Source organism: Streptomyces sp. NBC_00376, assembly GCF_036077095.1.
In the GTDB taxonomy this organism is placed as follows: Bacteria; Actinomycetota; Actinomycetes; order Streptomycetales; family Streptomycetaceae; genus Streptomyces.
In genome coordinates this window covers 4,648,484-4,664,575 of the sequence record NZ_CP107960.1, presented here as the reverse complement: position 1 = coordinate 4,664,575, position 16,092 = coordinate 4,648,484, and the positions used below count along the sequence as shown (strand labels likewise).

Here is a 16,092-nt window from a genome sequence, read left to right as displayed (position 1 = left end):
GCCGGATGTCAGGCCAGGTCGAGATCGGCCACCGAGTAGACGTGGACGTACGGCAGGCCCGCCTCGGCGATGGCCGGAGCAGCACCCCGCTCCACGATCACGGCCACGGCCACGACCTCGCCACCGGCCTCGCGCACCGCCTCGACGGCCGTCAGCGGCGAACCACCGGTGGTCGAGGTGTCCTCGACCACCAGACAGCGGCGGCCCTTCACGTCCGTGCCCTCGATGCGGCGCTGCATACCGTGCGCCTTCTGGGCCTTGCGGACGACGAACGCGTCCAGCTCCTGCCCGCGCGCGGCGGAGGCGTGCAGCATCGAGGTGGCGACCGGGTCGGCGCCCAGCGTCAGCCCGCCCACGCAGTCGTAGTCCAGCTCGGCGGTGGCGTCGAGCATGACCTGACCGACCATCGGAGCGGCCTTGCCGTCCAGCGTGATGCGGCGCAGGTCGATGTACCAGTCGGCCTCAAGACCCGAGGAGAGGGTCACTTTGCCGTGTACCACGGCCTTGTCCTTGATCTGCTGGAGCAGCTCAGCACGTACGTCACTCATGGCTACGAGCTTAGAGGCTGCCCGGCGGACCGCCGCCGGGGCCGGATCCGGAGCGCGAACCAGTGCCCGGGGCAGAGCCGGGGCCGGAGCCTGAGCGCGAACCGGCGCCCGGGTCAGAGCCGGCGCCAGCTCCACGTCGTCGCGATCTCCAGCGGATCGATCGGGGTGACGTAGCGGGGCGCGGTGTTCAGCCCGTTCGGCGGGCCGGACTGCGGCTCCACGCAGACCGCCTCGTCCTGCTCGTCGTAGATCACGACCCACTCGGTCCGGCTCTTCACGGTCAGCTCCAGCTGCTCCGGCCAGGTGAGCGTCACCTCGACACCGTCCGGCATCCCGAAGCAGTCGTCCCAGGGCCCCTCCAGGGGCGGGATGCGGCGGCCGGTCGGCAGATGGTCCTCGCCCCGCTCCTCCTGCCAGGCCGCGTCGAATGCCACCTCCACGTCCTTGCCACCGCCGCCGAGGTTGCGCAGGAACCAGGGGTGCCAGCCGGCCTGCGCCGGGAACGAGTCCCCGTACGTCTCGATGCCGAAGGCGAGGGTGAGCGAGTCCTCGGCCAGTTCGAAGGTCTGGGTCACCCGGCCCGGGTACGGCCAGGGGTCGGCGAGGTCGTAGTAGAACGACGCCTCCCGTTCGGCCAGCCGGGCGGTGTGCCAGGCGGTGTCCCGGCCGGTGCCGTGGATGGCATGCGGCGGGGCGTTCAGGGGCAACCGGTGCGGGACGTCGCCGTTGTGGAACAGCCCGTTCCCGGTACGCCCGCACCACGGCACCATCGGGAAGCAGCCGTACCGCTCCCCCTGCCGCAACAGTTCGGTGCCACCGATCCGCAGGCTGTCGATGCGACAGCCGTTGGCGGGATTCACGGTCAACTCTGTGTCGCCGACGGACAGCCGGACGTCCTTCTCGCTGCTACTCACCCGCCCGACATTACTGGCGCGACCGCTACCGCCGCCGCCTCAACGCCCTGGTCACCACCACGGCGGACGCCAGAGCCAGCGCGGCGGCCGGGGCGACCCAGCGGAGCGTGGCGCCCGCGGTGGTCGAATCGGGTGACGGGACGGGGGCGTACCGGCCGCGCGGCGGCGCGTGGTCGACCTCCTCGGCGCTGCGGCCGATCATGGTCCGCCTGGCGTGCGCGGCCTCCGCCGGGGGGTTCCCCGGGGCGGTGAACTCCGTCTCGGAAACCGGGTCGAGCGACGGCGGGGGCACGGGCGCGTCGAAGACGGAGCCGGAGCCGGAGCCGGTGCCCGGCGGGTTCCCTGGAGTCCCCGGCTCCCCCGGCTGCCCTGCTGAGGGCGCCTCGTCCGCCGCGGCTTCATGGGTGGGCGGTACGTCATCGGTGTCGTCGGGGCCGACGGCTTCCGGGGTGATGTCGCGGGCGGTGGCCGCACCCGTCGCGTCGGCCTCCTCGGCCGCCTCCTCGATGGCCTGCTCCACGGCTTCGCCGAGCGGCCCGTCGGGCTCACCGGTGGCCGCCAGCGTCTCCGTCACCAGCTGCTGGGCGAAGCGGTCCAGCAGCCGGCGGGCCGCCGCGAGCACCGCCGCCGCGTCCAGTTCCAGGAGCCGGCCGTCACCGCTCGCGGTACCCGTGAACCCGATCGCCGTACCGCCGTCGCGCTCGGTCAGCCCGATCGTCAGGCTCAGCTTCACCGAGCCGCTGCCCCGGGCCTCGGCGCCCTCGCCGGTCACCAGGATCCCGACACCGGCCCCGGCCCCGGCCCCGGGCGAGCCCTGCGGGCCGTCCTGCGGCGCATCGGTGAGCCGCAGCGCGCCGCGGTAAGTGATCGTGTGGCCGTCGACCCGGATCCTGAGCCGGCCGGAGAGCGGGCCCGCGGACGAGTCGGCGTCCTGCTGCAGGCCCGGCACGCATCGCGCGACGCGGGCAGGGTCACCCAGCGTCCGCCTCAGGGACGGGACCGGAACCGGAACGAACACCTCATGCTCCATGGAAACCGAGCCTACTCAGCCCCGACCGTCGCGTCAGCGGTTCCGCCTCCAGAAGCCACCCACCACGATCGCTCCACCCCCGCGCCCGCCCCGATCACGCCACCCGGCCCAGGCCCCCCACGCTCACCGGTCCTCCCAGTACCGCGGGTGCACCAGTGTCGACGGCGGCAGCCCCGGCAGCCGGGCGCTCTCCGTCCGCCGCCCCGTGTCGACCAGTCCGGGCTCCGTCATCGACCGCAGCGCCGGGGCCTTCCGGGCGAGGCCGAGCTCCGGTCCGCGCCCCGCACCGGCGAGGACGAAACCCCAGCCGTGCGCGCGCTGCTCCCGGTGCGTGGCCCGGTCGGGTCCGGCCGCGGAGTCGACGGCCGGGCCGCTGATCCGGTACGGGCGGGTCCCCAGGCCCGCCGCCCTCATCGACGCCTCGACCGTCCAGAACGTACGCGGCCGGGACGCCGGCTGGCCCCCGTGCACCACCACCCGGCCGCCGGGCGCGAGCGCCTGGGCGACCAGGCCGTAGAACTCCGCCGAGTAGAGCTTCGTGCTGGCGGAGATCCCGGGATCGGGCAGATCGGAGATCACCACGTCATAGCTGCCGTACGCCGCCCGCATCCAGTTGAAGGCGTCGGCGGTGACGGCGGTGAGCCGGGGGTCGCGGAACGCGTGGCCGTTCAGCTCCGAGAGCGCCGGGTCGGTACGGGCCAACCGGGTGACGTCCCGGTCGAGCTCGACCACCGTGACGTCACGTACGTCCGGGTAGCGCAGCACCTCCCGGGCGGCGAGGCCGTCGCCACCGCCCAGGATGAGCACGTGGGCGTGCGGCCCGTTCATCGCCGGGTGCACCAGCGCCTCGTGGTAGCGGTACTCGTCGCGCGCGCTGACCCGCAGCCGGCCGTCCAGATACAGATCCAGGGAGTCGCGGCCCGACCCCGTCAGCACCACCTCCTGGACCTCGGTCTGCACCGCGACCCGCACCGCGTCCCCGTACACCGCACGCCGCGCCGCCCGCTCGAAGTCGTCGACCAGCGCGGTGGCGACGGCCAGCAGGGCGATCACCGCCACGTTGAACACGATCAGCAGCCAGCGGGAGCGCGGGGTGAGGTCCTGCCGGAACACCCACAGCACCAGCGCCCCGCCCGCCGCCGCGTTGACCGCGCCGGTGAACAGCGCCCCGGTGAGCTGCCCGAGCATCGGCAGCAGCAGGAACGGGAACGCGAGCCCGCCGACCAGCGCGCCCACGTAGTCGGCGGCGAAGAGATCCGCGACGGCGCCGCCCGCGTCCTGCCGGTCGACGCGCTGGATCAAGGTCATCAGCAGCGGGATCTCCGCACCGATCAGGATCCCGATCGTGAGCGAGAACCCGACCAGGGCGTAGCGCGACTCCCCGATCCAGGCGAACGACGCGTACAGCACCAGCGCCGAGGAGCCGCCGACGAGCGCGAGCGCCGCCTCGATCAGCCCGAAACCCACTGCGGCACGGCTGCGTAAACGTTTCGCGAGAAGCGAGCCGACGCCCATCGCGAAGACCATCACGGAGAGCACGACCGATGCCTGGGTGACCGAATCACCGATCAAGTAGGAGGCGAGCGCCACCAGTTCGAGCTCGTACACCAGTCCGCAGGCGGCACAGACGAAGACCGCGGCCAGTACGAGATACCGGCCGGCCCTCGGCCCTACGGGAAGAAACGCCGCGCCCCCTCGCAGCGACACCTGCTGATCGATCATGATGCGAACGCTACGTCACGATCACGTGGCAGCCTGTCACCCACAAGGGTGTAAGTGGCGCGCACACAACGGAGTTGGGACTACTCAGAGCACTGCCGCCGGCTTCCGCACTCCCACTCGGGTGCGCGTCACCACCAACTGCCCCTCCTGCGGGTACGCGTGCCAGGTGCGCCACCACACCTGGCCCTCGGCCCGCTGGGCGAGCATGGCGGTGAAGGCGTGCGGGCTGCCGGGGAACGTACCGGCGAGACCCTGCGGATGGTCGGCGACCAGCGCGAGGAGTTCCTGCGCGCGGCCCGCGAACGAGCCCTCCGAGAGCGTCTCGACGCGCGCCGCGAATTCGTACTCCCATTCCCCGAGCCGCTTGGAGACCCCGAGCGGGAGCGGGGTGCTGCTCCCGGGAATACAGGCCACGGTTTCGGAACAGGTGCCGCGGTCCTCTTCGAGGAGCACCTGGTGGGAGGCGCCGAGCAGGCGCATCTGAATGCCGGCACCCGCGAGATCGAGGTCGAGCACGGCCAGGGCGGGGAGCGGTTCGCGCCCCAGCGTCCAGGCCAGGTCGGCGGCGCGGGTATCGGAATAAGCCGTCTGGAGGGTCGTGAGCATGAGTCGGCTCCGCAAGCAAGCATGGACACATGGACAGGGGACGCCCCGACGTGGTGCACGTGGGAGGGGTAGCGCCCAATCAGGTCCAACTGGGGTCCGAGGGCTGAATGTTCTCTCAAACCGAGGGAACCACGAATAAGCCGCATCCACAGCATTTTTGCCCAACTTGCCGTGGTTTCCATCCCGTCGGGGGCCTCTCGGATCATCTGTTCACCGGCAACTCGCAAAAAGCCCCAACAAAAAGGTGCCCGGCGGGAGTTCACCCGCCGAGCACCTCCGTAACCAGCTGTCCGGATCAGCTTCCGCCGCCGCATCCGCCCCCGCCGCCACACGAAGAACCGCCACCGCACGAGGAGTGGCCGCCGCCGCACGAATGACCTCCGGAGTGCCCGGAGTGCCCGGAGCTTCCGCTTCCGCAGGACGAACCGCCGCCGCCGTCACCCCCCGCCCACCAGCCGCCCCCCGCGCCGCTGCCCACGGCCCCCCGCCGCGCGCCCCGCCTGCCCGCCTTCGACCGGTTCCCGGCCTTCACCAGGACCGAGACGAGCAGCACGATCAGACCGACCGCGATCACCACACCGACGAATACCTTCACCGACCTCACGCCCTTCCGTCCCCCGAAGCGAGGTCCCCCGCTTCCACGCGCTTCCCGCGTGTGTGGGGGATGCCCCCGGCCCCGAACGGCCAAAGCAGACTTGAGCAACTCCAGAGCTTCCGCGCAGGATGACAGCCATGACACAGGGACGACCGCTGCTCAACCGCCGCCTCGACGGGTTCGGCACGACGATCTTCGCGGAGATGTCGGCGCTCGCCGTACGGACCGGCTCCATCAACCTCGGCCAGGGCTTCCCCGACACCGACGGCCCCGAGCAGATCCGCGAGGCCGCGGTCCGGGCGCTGCGCGACGGGCACGGCAACCAGTACCCGCCGGGCCCCGGCATCCCCGAACTGCGCACCGCGATCGCCGACCACCAGCAGCGGCGCTACGGCATCTCCTACGACCCCGACACCGAGGTCCTGGTCACCGCCGGAGCCACCGAGGCCATCGCCGCAGCCATGCTCGCGCTGCTGGAACCCGGCGACGAGGTCATCGCGTTCGAGCCCTTCTACGACTCGTACGCCGCCTGCATCGCCATGGCGGGCGGCGTCCGCGTACCGCTGACCCTGCGCGCCCCGGGCTTCCGCCCCGACCTCGACGCCCTCCGGGACGCGATCACGCCCCGCACCCGGCTGCTGCTGCTGAACAGCCCGCACAACCCGACGGGCATGGTCCTCACCCGCGAGGAACTGACCGCGATCGCCCGACTGGCGGTGGAGCACGACCTTCTCGTGGTCACCGACGAGGTCTACGAGCACCTGGTCTTCGAGGGCGAACACGTCCCGCCGGCCTCGCTGCCCGGCATGCGCGACCGCACGGTCTCGATCTCGTCCGCCGGCAAGACCTTCTCGTACACCGGCTGGAAGGTCGGCTGGGTCACCGCGAGCGCCCCTCTGACCGCAGCCGTCCGGACGGCCAAGCAGTACCTGACCTATGTCAGCGCGGGCCCGTTCCAGTACGCGATCGCCGAGGCGCTGCGCCTGCCGGACTCCTACTTCGACGACTTCCGCGCCGGCCTCCGCCGCAGGCGCGACCTGCTCGGCGACGGACTGCGCGCGGCCGGGTTCGAGGTCTACCGGCCCCAGGGCACGTACTTCATCACCACCGACATCGCCCCGTTCGGCGAGAAGGACGCCTACGCCTTCTGCCGCGCCCTCCCCGAACGCTGCGGCGTCGTCGCCGTCCCCAACTCCGTCTTCTACGACGACCCGGACGCCGGCCGCGGCCAGGTCCGCTTCACCTTCTGCAAGCAGGACGAGGTCCTGCACGACGCGGTCGGCCGGCTGCGGCGGCTGGCGCCCTGAAACGGCGCCACCCCGGGGCGGCGGTCACGAGGACCGCCGCCCCGGGGTGGGGTGTCACCGCCGTGCGAGGGCTCAGGCGCTCGGGGGGACCGGGTCCCCGCCGTCCGCCTTCTCCTCGGCCGGGGTCAGGCCCAGGCGCTCCTGCAGCCACTTGTCGAACTCGATCGAGGCGCGCACCCAGCTGACCGTCGACGAGACGAAGTGCTCCAGGCTGACGCCCGTACCGATGAGCATCTGCGCCTCACCGATCAGACGGACCGAGACCTCGGTGTCCTCGGAGCCCTCCTCGGGCTCGTGGGTGTGCGTGTAGACCTTGGGCCACAGCGTGCGGCGGTTCCAGTCGTCGATCGCGTCGAGCAGGACCGGGCGCTGGTCCGCGGCGTGCGGGCGGTCGTAGAACGTACGGACGGAGAAGACCTGCTGCTCGTCCTCGCCCCGGAACATGAAGTACGTCCGGAAGTCCTCCCACGGCGCCGCGAGGTCGCCCTCGTCGTCGACGACGAACTTCAGCTCCATCTGTTCGAGGAGCTGCTTGACGAGGTCCTGGTCAGGGACAACGGGGCCCTCGGGTCCTGCCGCCTGCGGTTCGGGCTGGCCCCCGAAGTTCGGAATCGAGGACGGATCGATAGACATCGCTGGGTACTCCTGTGGATCGCTCGTGGTTTCCTGCCGACGACCCTAGCCGCGTTTCGCCGCCAGGGGGGGCCAGGCCCTGCCTATGCCTTCCGCGGAATCATCTGCGCATCCGTTGCCCGCGCCCGTGACCAGGCGGCGGCGGCAAGGATCGCGCACAGCACCCCGAGGAGTCCGGACGCGCCGATGGTGTTCGCCGACGAGCCGGTCAGCTCCGTCGCGACACCCCCGAGGGCGACGCCGATCCCCTGCATGGCGGTCACCCCCGACCTGGCCAGCCCCAGCGCCTGGCCGCGCTGGTCGACCGGTGTCAGGAGTACGAAGGTGGCCCCGGCGGTGATCTGGTAGGCGGAGCACACCCCGGCCACCATCAGCAGGAACATGGCCGCGCCGACACCGGGATCGAGCCAGTAGGCGACCAGCGGCAGATTCGCACCGATCGCCAGCGGCCCGAGCAGACGGCGCCGCGACTCGTCGCCGACCCCGGCCCGCCCCAGCAGGGCCGCCCCCAGCACCATTCCCGCCGGATGCGAGGCCAGCAGGAGTCCCACCGAGTACGCGCCACCGCCGGCCTCGTCCGCGAACGGGGCGGCCAGCCCTTCCGGCAGGACGACGAACCCCGCGAGCCACCCCAGCGCGAGCAGCGACCGGAGTCTGCGGTCCGACCAGATCAGCCCGGCCGCGCCCCCGACCTGTGCGCCGAGCCGCTTCTTGCGGGCGTCGGCACTCGCCGCGGGACGGGCCTTCACGCCGAACCTGACCAGCATCGCCGAGAGGAGGAAGGTCAACGCGTTCACGCCCAGCGAGAGGTTGCTGCCCAGCCACGCGGCCAGCAGACCTCCGCCGGCGAAGCCGACCAGCTGTCCGGTCTGGTGGGTGATCTGCATGACCCGCTGGCCGCGTTCGTACCGCTCGGCACCGAGCACGGTGGGCAGCAGCGCGCCCTGGGCGGCGCCGAAGGGTGCCTCGGCCAGCTGCGCCAGCACCAGCAGCCCCGCGAGCAGCGGCAAGGGCATCCCGGGCAGGGCCATCAGCCCGACCAGCACCATCCGCACGAGGTCGCAGCTGATCATGACGGTACGCCGGGGGAACCGGTCCGCCAGGCCGGACAGGAGCACCCCGGACAGCAGCGCGGGCAAGGTGGTCAGCGCATACGTCGCCGCGGTCCACCCTGGCGAGTCGGTGCGTTCGAACACGAGCAACGACAGGGCCACGCGTGCCAGCTGATCACCCAGGATCGACTGCGCATAAGCGGCCCAAAGGGTACGGAATTCGCCAAGGTGAAAGAGATTGTCAGATCTGGGCTTTTTGGGCCCCGAATTTATCTCATCGCCTATCCGCTCGTTCATGCGGGCACGCTACCGACTGCCGAATTCCGCCCCTAACCGTGCCCGCGAGCAGGCCACGACGGACGCCGCGAGGTGTCCTGATTATTCGCGCGGCACCGGGCGGAGGCCGCCCGCGCCCGAACAGAAGTCCCTTGTCAGGGGCGGGTGGTGCAGCCGGGGGCGGGGGCGGTCCGGGAGATGCCGCCCATCGGTGCGGAGCAAGGCGTTTGGCTCAATATCGATGTTGAACGATGGATCACCGATGGCGGTGGCTATTTTCGACTTTCTCCCGACATCATCGTAATTCCTCGCCCCTTGCCCGGCAGGGGAATGGCGGGGGACCTTCGGAGGACCCACGGAGGACTGACGGCACGAATGACGGGGCCCCGGCCCGAGGACCATGCGGTCCTCGGGCCGGGGCCCCGTCATCGGCAGGCCGTACGCCCTCTACGCGGTCGCGGGCCCGACGAGCAGGTCGTCACCGACCCGGTCCACTCGGACGGTGTCGCCGTCCCTCACCTCGCCGGAGAGGATCTCCTTCGCCAGCCGGTCACCGATCGCCGTCTGGATGAGGCGGCGCAGCGGCCGTGCCCCGTACGCCGGGTCGTTGCCCTCCTCGGCCAGCCAGGCCAGGGCCTCGGGCGTGACGTCGAGCGTGAGCTGCCGGTCGGCCAGCCGCTTGGCGAGCCGGTCGATCTGGAGCTTCGCGATGTGCGCGAGCTCGTCACCGGACAGGGCGGAGAAGACCACCAGGTCGTCGAGCCGGTTGAGGAACTCCGGCTTGAACGAGGCCCGTACGACCTCCAGGACCTGTTCCTTCTTCTCCTCGGGCTTGGTCAGGGGATCGACCAGGAACTGGCTGCCGAGGTTGGAGGTCAGGATCAGGATGGTGTTGCGGAAGTCCACCGTCCGGCCCTGTCCGTCGGTGAGCCGGCCGTCGTCGAGGACCTGGAGCAGGATGTCGAAGACCTCGGGGTGGGCCTTCTCGACCTCGTCCAGCAGTACGACGCTGTACGGGCGGCGGCGGACCGCCTCGGTGAGCTGGCCGCCCTCCTCGTAGCCGACGTATCCGGGCGGGGCGCCGACGAGCCGCGCCACGCTGTGCTTCTCGCCGTACTCGCTCATGTCGATGCGGACCATGGCCCGCTCGTCGTCGAACAGGAAGTCGGCGAGCGCCTTCGCGAGCTCCGTCTTGCCGACACCGGTCGGGCCGAGGAAGAGGAACGAGCCGGTGGGCCGGTCGGGGTCGGCGATTCCGGCGCGGGTGCGGCGTACCGCGTCCGACACCGCCCGCACGGCCTCGCTCTGCCCGATGAGCCGCCTGCCGAGCTCGTCCTCCATGCGCAGCAGCTTCTGGGTCTCGCCCTCCAGCAGACGTCCGGCCGGGATGCCGGTCCAGGAGCCGACGACGTCGGCGATGTCGTCCGGGCCGACCTCCTCCTTGACCATCGTGTCCTTGGCGGCCTCCTGCTCGGCCTCGGACGCCTCCGCCAACTCCCGCTCCAGGCCGGGGATCTCCCCGTACAGCAGCTTGGAAGCGGTGTCGAAGTCGCCGTCGCGCTGGGCGCGTTCGGCCTGGCCGTGCAGCCCGTCGAGACGCTCCTTCAGCTCACCGACGCGGTTGAGTCCCTGCTTCTCCTTCTCCCAGCGGGCGTTGAGGCCGCGCAGCTCCTCCTCCTTGTCGGCGAGGTCGCGGCGGAGCTTCTCCAGGCGCTGCCGGGAGCCGGGGTCGGTCTCGTTCTTGAGGGCCAGCTCCTCCATGTGGAGGCGGTCGACGGCGCGCTGGAGCTCGTCGATCTCGACGGGCGAGGAGTCGATCTCCATGCGCAGCCGGGACGCCGCCTCGTCGACCAGGTCGATCGCCTTGTCGGGGAGGAAGCGGGAGGTGATGTAGCGGTCGGACAGGGTTGCGGCGGCCACCAGCGCGGAGTCCGCGATGGAGACCTTGTGGTGGGCCTCGTACCGGCCCTTGAGCCCGCGCAGGATCGCGATGGTGTCCTCGACGCTCGGCTCGGCCACCAGCACCTGCTGGAAGCGGCGCTCCAGGGCGGGGTCCTTCTCGATCCGCTCGCGGTACTCGTCGAGCGTCGTCGCGCCGACCATGCGGAGCTCGCCGCGGGCCAGCATCGGCTTGAGCATGTTGCCGGCGTCCATGGCGGAGTCGCCGCCGGCGCCCGCGCCCACGACGGTGTGCAGCTCGTCGATGAAGGTGATGATCTGCCCGTCGCTCTCCTTGATCTCGGAGAGGACGGTCTTCAGCCGCTCCTCGAACTCGCCGCGGTACTTGGCGCCCGCGACCATCGCGCCGAGGTCGAGCGAGACGAGCCGCTTGTTCTTCAGGGACTCGGGGACGTCGCCCTTGACGATGCGCTGGGCGAGGCCCTCGACGACGGCCGTCTTGCCGACGCCGGGCTCACCGATGAGCACGGGGTTGTTCTTGGTGCGGCGGGAGAGCACCTGGACGACGCGGCGGATCTCCTGGTCACGGCCGATGACCGGGTCGAGCTTGCCCTCGCGTGCGGCCGCGGTGAAGTCCGTACCGAACTTCTCCAGCGCCTTGTACTGGCCCTCCGGGTCGGGTGTGGTCACCCGGCGCCCTCCCCTGCTCTTCTCGAATGCGTCCAGCAGCCTCTTCGCACTGGCCCCCTGCCCACTGAGGATCTCACCGGCGCGACCGCCCTCGGCCGCGATGCCGATCAGCAGGTGCTCGGTGGAGATGTAGTCGTCGCCGAGCTCCTTCGCGCGCTGCGCGGCGTCGGCGATGACGGCGAGCAGCTCGCGGTTGGGCTGCGGCGGGGCGACGGTGGACCCGGTGACGCTGGGCTGGGCGCCCAGGAGCCGCTCGGTCTCGGTGCGTACGGCGATCTGGTCGGCCTCGACGGCGGCGAGCAGATCGGTGATGTTCTCGTTGTCCTCGCCCGCGAGCAGCGCAAGGAGCAGGTGCCCGGGGGTCAGATCGGGGTGCCCGTCCTTCACGGCCCTGCTGGTGGCCGCGTTGATGGCGTCCCGGCTCTTGTTGGTCAGCTCGGCGTCCACGTGCGCTTTCTCCTCCTTGCGGTGACTGGTCTCTCCACAGCGCTGACTCTGACTATGCCAACGTGCGTAAAGTTGAGTCTACCCCACTCAAGGCAATATTGAGCGACCTCCACTCAACTTGATGACGAGGGGGCCGCCGGCCCGTCCGCCGCCGGGTTGCTTCGAGTGAACCGGCCGCACCGGCCCGCCGCCACCGGGGCGGTGGCGGCGGGCGGGGGCGGCACCGCGGGGCCGCCCCCGTGCTGCCTACGCTGTGCCCATGGCAGTCGACGTGACGAACCCCGGCCCCGAGTACCTCGCCTTCTGGCGGGCACGGCATGTGTGCACCCTGACCACGCCCCGCCCCGACGGCACGCCGCACGTGGTGCCGGTGGGCGTGACGTACGACCCCGAGACGAGGCTGGCGCGGGTCATCACCGGCAAGAACACCAGGAAGGCCGCCAACGTCCTGGCCGCCGGCCCGGACGGGGCACGGGTCGCCGTCTGCCAGATCGACGGGCGCCGCTGGGCGACGCTGGAGGGGCGCGCGACGGTGCGCACGGAGCCGGAGGCGGTGGCCGACGCGGTACGCCGCTACGCGGAGCGCTACGAGCGGACTCCGAAGCCCAACCCGGACCGGATCGTCATCGAGATCGCCGTGGACCGGGCGCTCGGCAGGGCCTGACCGGCCCGCGGGCCGGTCGGGCCGGGCCCGGCCGGGAAAAGCACACCGGCCGGAAAAGGCACAACGGCGCCATCGTGTTCAGGTCACGATGGCGCCGTTGTGTGGGGGAGTGACTGAGCGACATGGAACGACGGGGGATCGCTCAGGCACTGCGGGGGGTGGCGGAAATAGTCTCTGGCTCGAACAGCTGGTGGTCCCGCCGGTCGAGGTTGACGAAGATCATGTCGTACCGGATCGCGCAGCGAACGGGCTGCGGGGCTCCACGCGGCTTGCGGAGGCAGCGGTACGCGCGCACTTCGTCGTCTTCTTCACGTGCGACAACGATGGGGTCGCCGAACAGAGTGACCATCAACGAGTCGCCACAGTGGGGGATGGCAGTGACGAGATCGATGAAATGCCAGCCTGATCGGTAGGCCGTGGCCATCTCTCGCCGGAAGGTCCGGTCGTCCGGCGGGATGGTCATGCGCCTGTGCGGGCCGTGGCGGATCCGGTACCGGTGGGCGAGACCCAGCCGATGTCGGTGGGCGAGACCCAACCGATGTCGGACGACTTGGCGGGCGAGACCCAACCGATGTCGGACGACTTGGAAGGTGCGACCGGCCAGCCGATGTCACCGTCGGCCGAGGCCTGGACGACCCACCCGATGTCGGACGACTTGGCAGGCGCGACCGGCCAGCCGATGTCACCGTCGGCTGCGGCCTGGACGGCCCACCCGATGTCGCCACCGGCAACGCTGTCCTCGCTCCAGCCAATGTCGCTGCCGCCCAGCAGCCCGATCCCCAGGGCCGCGACGAACGAGACGGCAAGCGCCGAGCGATGCATTCGCTTATACATAGTCGGCTTCGTCCTCACTTGTGGATTCTTCTCCCCCGCACCTAAGACGATGTCTCACCTGGGCACGCAAGCACCACCGCGTAGATGCATCATGTTCTTGCATGTTCAGGAACCTGGGGGGTGACGATATGACCACAAGCAACACAAAGCCGACACATTCTCATGGGATCACCGAACTGTGCGACGCGGGAGCACGCCTTTACGCCAGCGCTTTGCGGCTGGGACGCATCGCCCGCGCCGAAGTGGAACCGGCGCCCTGCCTGATGGAGTTCGCGCTACTGCATCCCGATCCGGACGACCCGGCCTGGCTCCGGCCCGTTCCACCGACCACCGCTCTCGCACAACATCTGTATCCCATCGAGCGCGAGATCCTGGAACGGCGCCGGCACTCGGTCGAACTGACTGAATCGTTCGAGCCGTTCATGGACATCAGCACTCTGGGGCCGCCCAGCACCCACGCCATCACCGTGCTGGAGGGCGGGAACCGGATCAACGCGGCCCTCGATCTCGCCACCGCAGAGTGCCGCACCGAAGTGCTCACCGTCCAGCCCGGCGGCGGCCGGACCGAGCATCGTCTCAGCAAGTCACTGGAACGCGGCCTGTCCGTGATCCACCGCGGCGTCGGCATGCGCACCCTCTACCAGCACACCGCGCGCCACAGCCCCAGCACACTCGCGTACGCGGAACGCATGACCGACGGCAACGTGGAGATACGCACGCTCGAAGAGCTCATCGGCCGCCTGATCGTGTTCGACCGGGCCGTCGCCTTCATCCCTGCCAGTGACGACGACCAAGTCGCCCTGGAACTCCGCCACCCCGGGCTCGTGCAGTACCTGGCCAACGTGTTCGAGCAGCTCTGGACCAGAGCGGCTCCGCTGCGGGAGGAGGTCAAGTACGAACCGACCTCCCTGGGCATCAGCGGGGTGCAGCGCTCCATCGCCCAGCTCCTCGTGGAGGGCCATGTGGACGACTCCATCGCCCGCCGCCTCGGCATGAACGTCCGCACCTGCCGGGCCCACGTCGCCAAGCTCGCCGCCGCGCTCGGCAGCAACAGCCGGGCCCAGCTCGGCTATCTGATAGCACGGTCGGGGATGCTGGAGGAGGAACAGCGCTGAGGGCCCCGCCCCGCGAACGGCTTCACCGCTTCGCGGCGGCGTACGGCAAAGGGCCGGGGAACCGGCCCGTAAGCCGCCTCCCCGGCCCTTGAGGCCTGCGCTCAGTCCTTCGGCCGCTTCGGCCGCCAGACCACCAGCGCGCTGGTCTGCTGCACGTCCTGATAGGGCACCAGATCGCGCCGGTACGAGGCGTGCACCTGGGCCTCGCGCTGCTGCATCGCCTGTGCCGCGCCGTCCACCGCCGCCGAGAGCTCGGCGACGCGCTGCTGGAGCGCGGCAACCTGGTTCTCCAGCTCGATGATGCGCTTGATGCCGGCGAGGTTGATGCCCTCGTCCTGCGACAGCTGCTGCACGGTGCGCAACAGCTCGATGTCGCGGGCCGAGTAGCGCCTGCCGCGCCCGGCCGTGCGGTCGGGCGAGACGAGGCCGAGACGGTCGTACTGGCGCAGTGTCTGCGGGTGCAGGCCCGAGAGCTGGGCCGCGATCGAGATCACGTACACCGGGGATTCATCGGTCAGTTCGTACGGATTGCGTCGTCGGCCGTCCACCTCAAGCTCCCTTCGCTGCCTGGAACAGCTCCGCCCGCGGGTCCTGGCCCGCGGTCGCCTTCCGGTAGGCCTCCAGGGCGTCCCTGGCCTCGTTGCTGAGGTCGCCCGGCACCTTCACCTCGACGGTGACCAGCAGGTCGCCCCGGGTGCCGTCCTTGCGTACGGCGCCCTTGCCGCGGGCGCGCATCGTGCGCCCGTTGGGAGTGCCCGGGGGCAGTTTCAGCGTGACCGCCGGGCCGCCGAGCGTGGGCACCTTCACCTCGCCGCCGAGCGCCGCCTCCGTGAAGTCGACGGGCACGGTGACCGTGAGGTTGTCGCCCCTGCGGCCGAAGACCGGGTGGGCGTCGACGTGGACCACGACGTACAGATCGCCGTCCGGTCCGCCGCGCTCGCCCGGACCGCCCTTGCCGCGCAGCCGGATCCGCTGGTTGTCCGAGACGCCCGCCGGAATCCTGACCTGCATGGTCTTGGAGGACTTCGCCCGTCCGCTGCCCTTGCAGACATCGCACGGGTCCTGGGCGATGAGGCCCCGGCCCTTGCAGTCCACGCAGGGGTCGGTGAGCGAGAAGCCGCCGCCGGTGCCGCGCGAGACCTGGCCGGTGCCGAGGCAGGTCTGGCAGACCCTGGGGGTGCCGTTCTTGTCGCCGGTGCCGGAACACGCCTTGCAGGGCGCCTGGCTGGACATCCGCAGCGGGACCGTGGCCCCCTCGACGGCCTCGGTGAAGCTGAGCGTCACCTCGGACTCGATGTCCTGGCCGCGACGCGGCTGCACCCGTGTCCCCGTACCGCCCCGGTTGAACAGGCCGCCGAAGACATCGCCCAGACCGCCGCCGCCGAAACCGCCGGCCGCGCCGCCCTGGCCCCCGCCCTGGGCGCCTCCGAAGAGGTCGCCGAGGTCGAAGTTGAAGTTGCCTCCCGCACCGCCGGGTCCGGCCCGGAAGCCGCCGTTGCCGAAGAGGGCGCGTGCCTCGTCGTACTCCTTGCGCTTCTTGCTGTCACCGAGGACGTCGTTCGCCTCGGAGATCTCCTTGAAGCGCTCCTCGGCCTTGTCGTCGCCCTTGTTGGCGTCCGGGTGGAACTCGCGGGCGAGCTTCCGGTACGCCTTCTTGATCTCGGCGTCGGTGGCGTCCTTGGGGACGCCGAGGACCTTGTAGTAGTCCTTCTCGACGAAGTCCTTCGTGCTCATCGACGTCCCTCCTTCCGGACGATCGG

15 protein-coding genes are annotated in these 16,092 nt (G+C 70.8%); 3 read left to right on the top strand and 12 right to left on the bottom strand.

The window, feature by feature from the left end:
* Nucleotides 1–8: 8 nt before the first annotated feature.
* From pyrE to OG842_RS21125, 5 genes are all read right to left on the bottom strand, one after another.
* On the bottom strand, nucleotides 9–548 hold the full coding sequence (gene pyrE, locus OG842_RS21145; protein WP_266731675.1) for an orotate phosphoribosyltransferase: 540 nt from the start codon (nucleotides 546–548) through the stop codon (nucleotides 9–11).
* 113 nt (nucleotides 549–661) lie between these two features.
* Nucleotides 662–1,462, bottom strand: coding sequence for an aldose epimerase family protein (locus OG842_RS21140; protein ID WP_266731674.1), 801 nt, complete (start codon nucleotides 1,460–1,462; stop codon nucleotides 662–664).
* Between the two features lie 25 nt (nucleotides 1,463–1,487).
* Nucleotides 1,488–2,492: a carbon monoxide dehydrogenase gene (locus tag OG842_RS21135; RefSeq protein WP_328512428.1), complete on the bottom strand. Its 1,005-nt coding sequence runs from the start codon at nucleotides 2,490–2,492 to the stop codon at nucleotides 1,488–1,490.
* Nucleotides 2,493–2,615: 123 nt separating this feature from the next.
* Entirely contained in the window at nucleotides 2,616–4,214 is a 1,599-nt protein-coding gene (locus OG842_RS21130; protein WP_266731670.1) for a polyamine aminopropyltransferase, read from the bottom strand.
* Between the two features lie 84 nt (nucleotides 4,215–4,298).
* Complete coding sequence (locus OG842_RS21125) at nucleotides 4,299–4,820, bottom strand: DUF2617 family protein (RefSeq protein WP_266731669.1); 522 nt, start codon at nucleotides 4,818–4,820, stop codon at nucleotides 4,299–4,301.
* A gap of 732 nt (nucleotides 4,821–5,552) precedes the next feature.
* Here OG842_RS21125 and OG842_RS21120 point away from each other — a divergent pair.
* Nucleotides 5,553–6,722: a pyridoxal phosphate-dependent aminotransferase gene (locus OG842_RS21120; RefSeq protein WP_266731668.1), complete on the top strand. Its 1,170-nt coding sequence runs from the start codon at nucleotides 5,553–5,555 to the stop codon at nucleotides 6,720–6,722.
* Between the two features lie 72 nt (nucleotides 6,723–6,794).
* Here OG842_RS21120 and OG842_RS21115 read toward each other — a convergent pair whose 3' ends face one another.
* The 3 genes from OG842_RS21115 to clpB form a co-directional block, all read right to left on the bottom strand.
* Nucleotides 6,795–7,355 (bottom strand): YbjN domain-containing protein, encoded by a 561-nt coding sequence (locus OG842_RS21115; RefSeq protein WP_266731667.1) that lies wholly within the window; start codon nucleotides 7,353–7,355, stop codon nucleotides 6,795–6,797.
* 83 nt (nucleotides 7,356–7,438) lie between these two features.
* A complete protein-coding gene (locus OG842_RS21110) occupies nucleotides 7,439–8,704 on the bottom strand; it encodes an MFS transporter (protein WP_328512427.1) in 1,266 nt (421 codons plus the stop codon).
* Between the two features lie 426 nt (nucleotides 8,705–9,130).
* Nucleotides 9,131–11,719 carry an ATP-dependent chaperone ClpB gene (clpB, locus tag OG842_RS21105; RefSeq protein WP_328512426.1) on the bottom strand — a complete coding sequence of 863 codons (2,589 nt, stop codon included), beginning with the start codon at nucleotides 11,717–11,719 and terminating at the stop codon, nucleotides 9,131–9,133.
* A 259-nt stretch (nucleotides 11,720–11,978) separates the two neighbouring features.
* Between clpB and OG842_RS21100 the strand changes: the two genes are divergently transcribed.
* A complete protein-coding gene (locus OG842_RS21100; protein ID WP_266417325.1) occupies nucleotides 11,979–12,383 on the top strand; it encodes a pyridoxamine 5'-phosphate oxidase family protein in 405 nt (134 codons plus the stop codon).
* A gap of 142 nt (nucleotides 12,384–12,525) precedes the next feature.
* On the opposite strand, the gene OG842_RS21095 is transcribed toward OG842_RS21100, so the two are convergent.
* Together OG842_RS21095 and OG842_RS21090 are read right to left on the bottom strand one after the other, a co-directional pair.
* On the bottom strand, nucleotides 12,526–12,846 hold the full coding sequence (locus OG842_RS21095) for a (2Fe-2S)-binding protein (RefSeq protein WP_072487853.1): 321 nt from the start codon (nucleotides 12,844–12,846) through the stop codon (nucleotides 12,526–12,528).
* Complete coding sequence (locus OG842_RS21090; RefSeq protein ID WP_328512425.1) at nucleotides 12,843–13,217, bottom strand: hypothetical protein; 375 nt, start codon at nucleotides 13,215–13,217, stop codon at nucleotides 12,843–12,845. The genes OG842_RS21095 and OG842_RS21090 overlap by 4 nt, the downstream gene beginning before the upstream one ends.
* Before the next feature lie 128 nt (nucleotides 13,218–13,345).
* Between OG842_RS21090 and OG842_RS21085 the strand changes: the two genes are divergently transcribed.
* Nucleotides 13,346–14,332: a helix-turn-helix transcriptional regulator gene (locus tag OG842_RS21085; protein ID WP_401875150.1), complete on the top strand. Its 987-nt coding sequence runs from the start codon at nucleotides 13,346–13,348 to the stop codon at nucleotides 14,330–14,332.
* Between the two features lie 101 nt (nucleotides 14,333–14,433).
* Here OG842_RS21085 and OG842_RS21080 read toward each other — a convergent pair whose 3' ends face one another.
* Nucleotides 14,434–14,880: a heat shock protein transcriptional repressor HspR gene (locus OG842_RS21080; RefSeq protein WP_072487850.1), complete on the bottom strand. Its 447-nt coding sequence runs from the start codon at nucleotides 14,878–14,880 to the stop codon at nucleotides 14,434–14,436.
* 1 nt (nucleotide 14,881) lies between these two features.
* The gene (gene dnaJ / locus OG842_RS21075; RefSeq protein WP_266731659.1) at nucleotides 14,882–16,066 is read right to left on the bottom strand and encodes a molecular chaperone DnaJ; all 1,185 of its coding nucleotides are present in this window, start codon (nucleotides 16,064–16,066) and stop codon (nucleotides 14,882–14,884) included.
* Nucleotides 16,067–16,092: the final 26 nt, after the last annotated feature.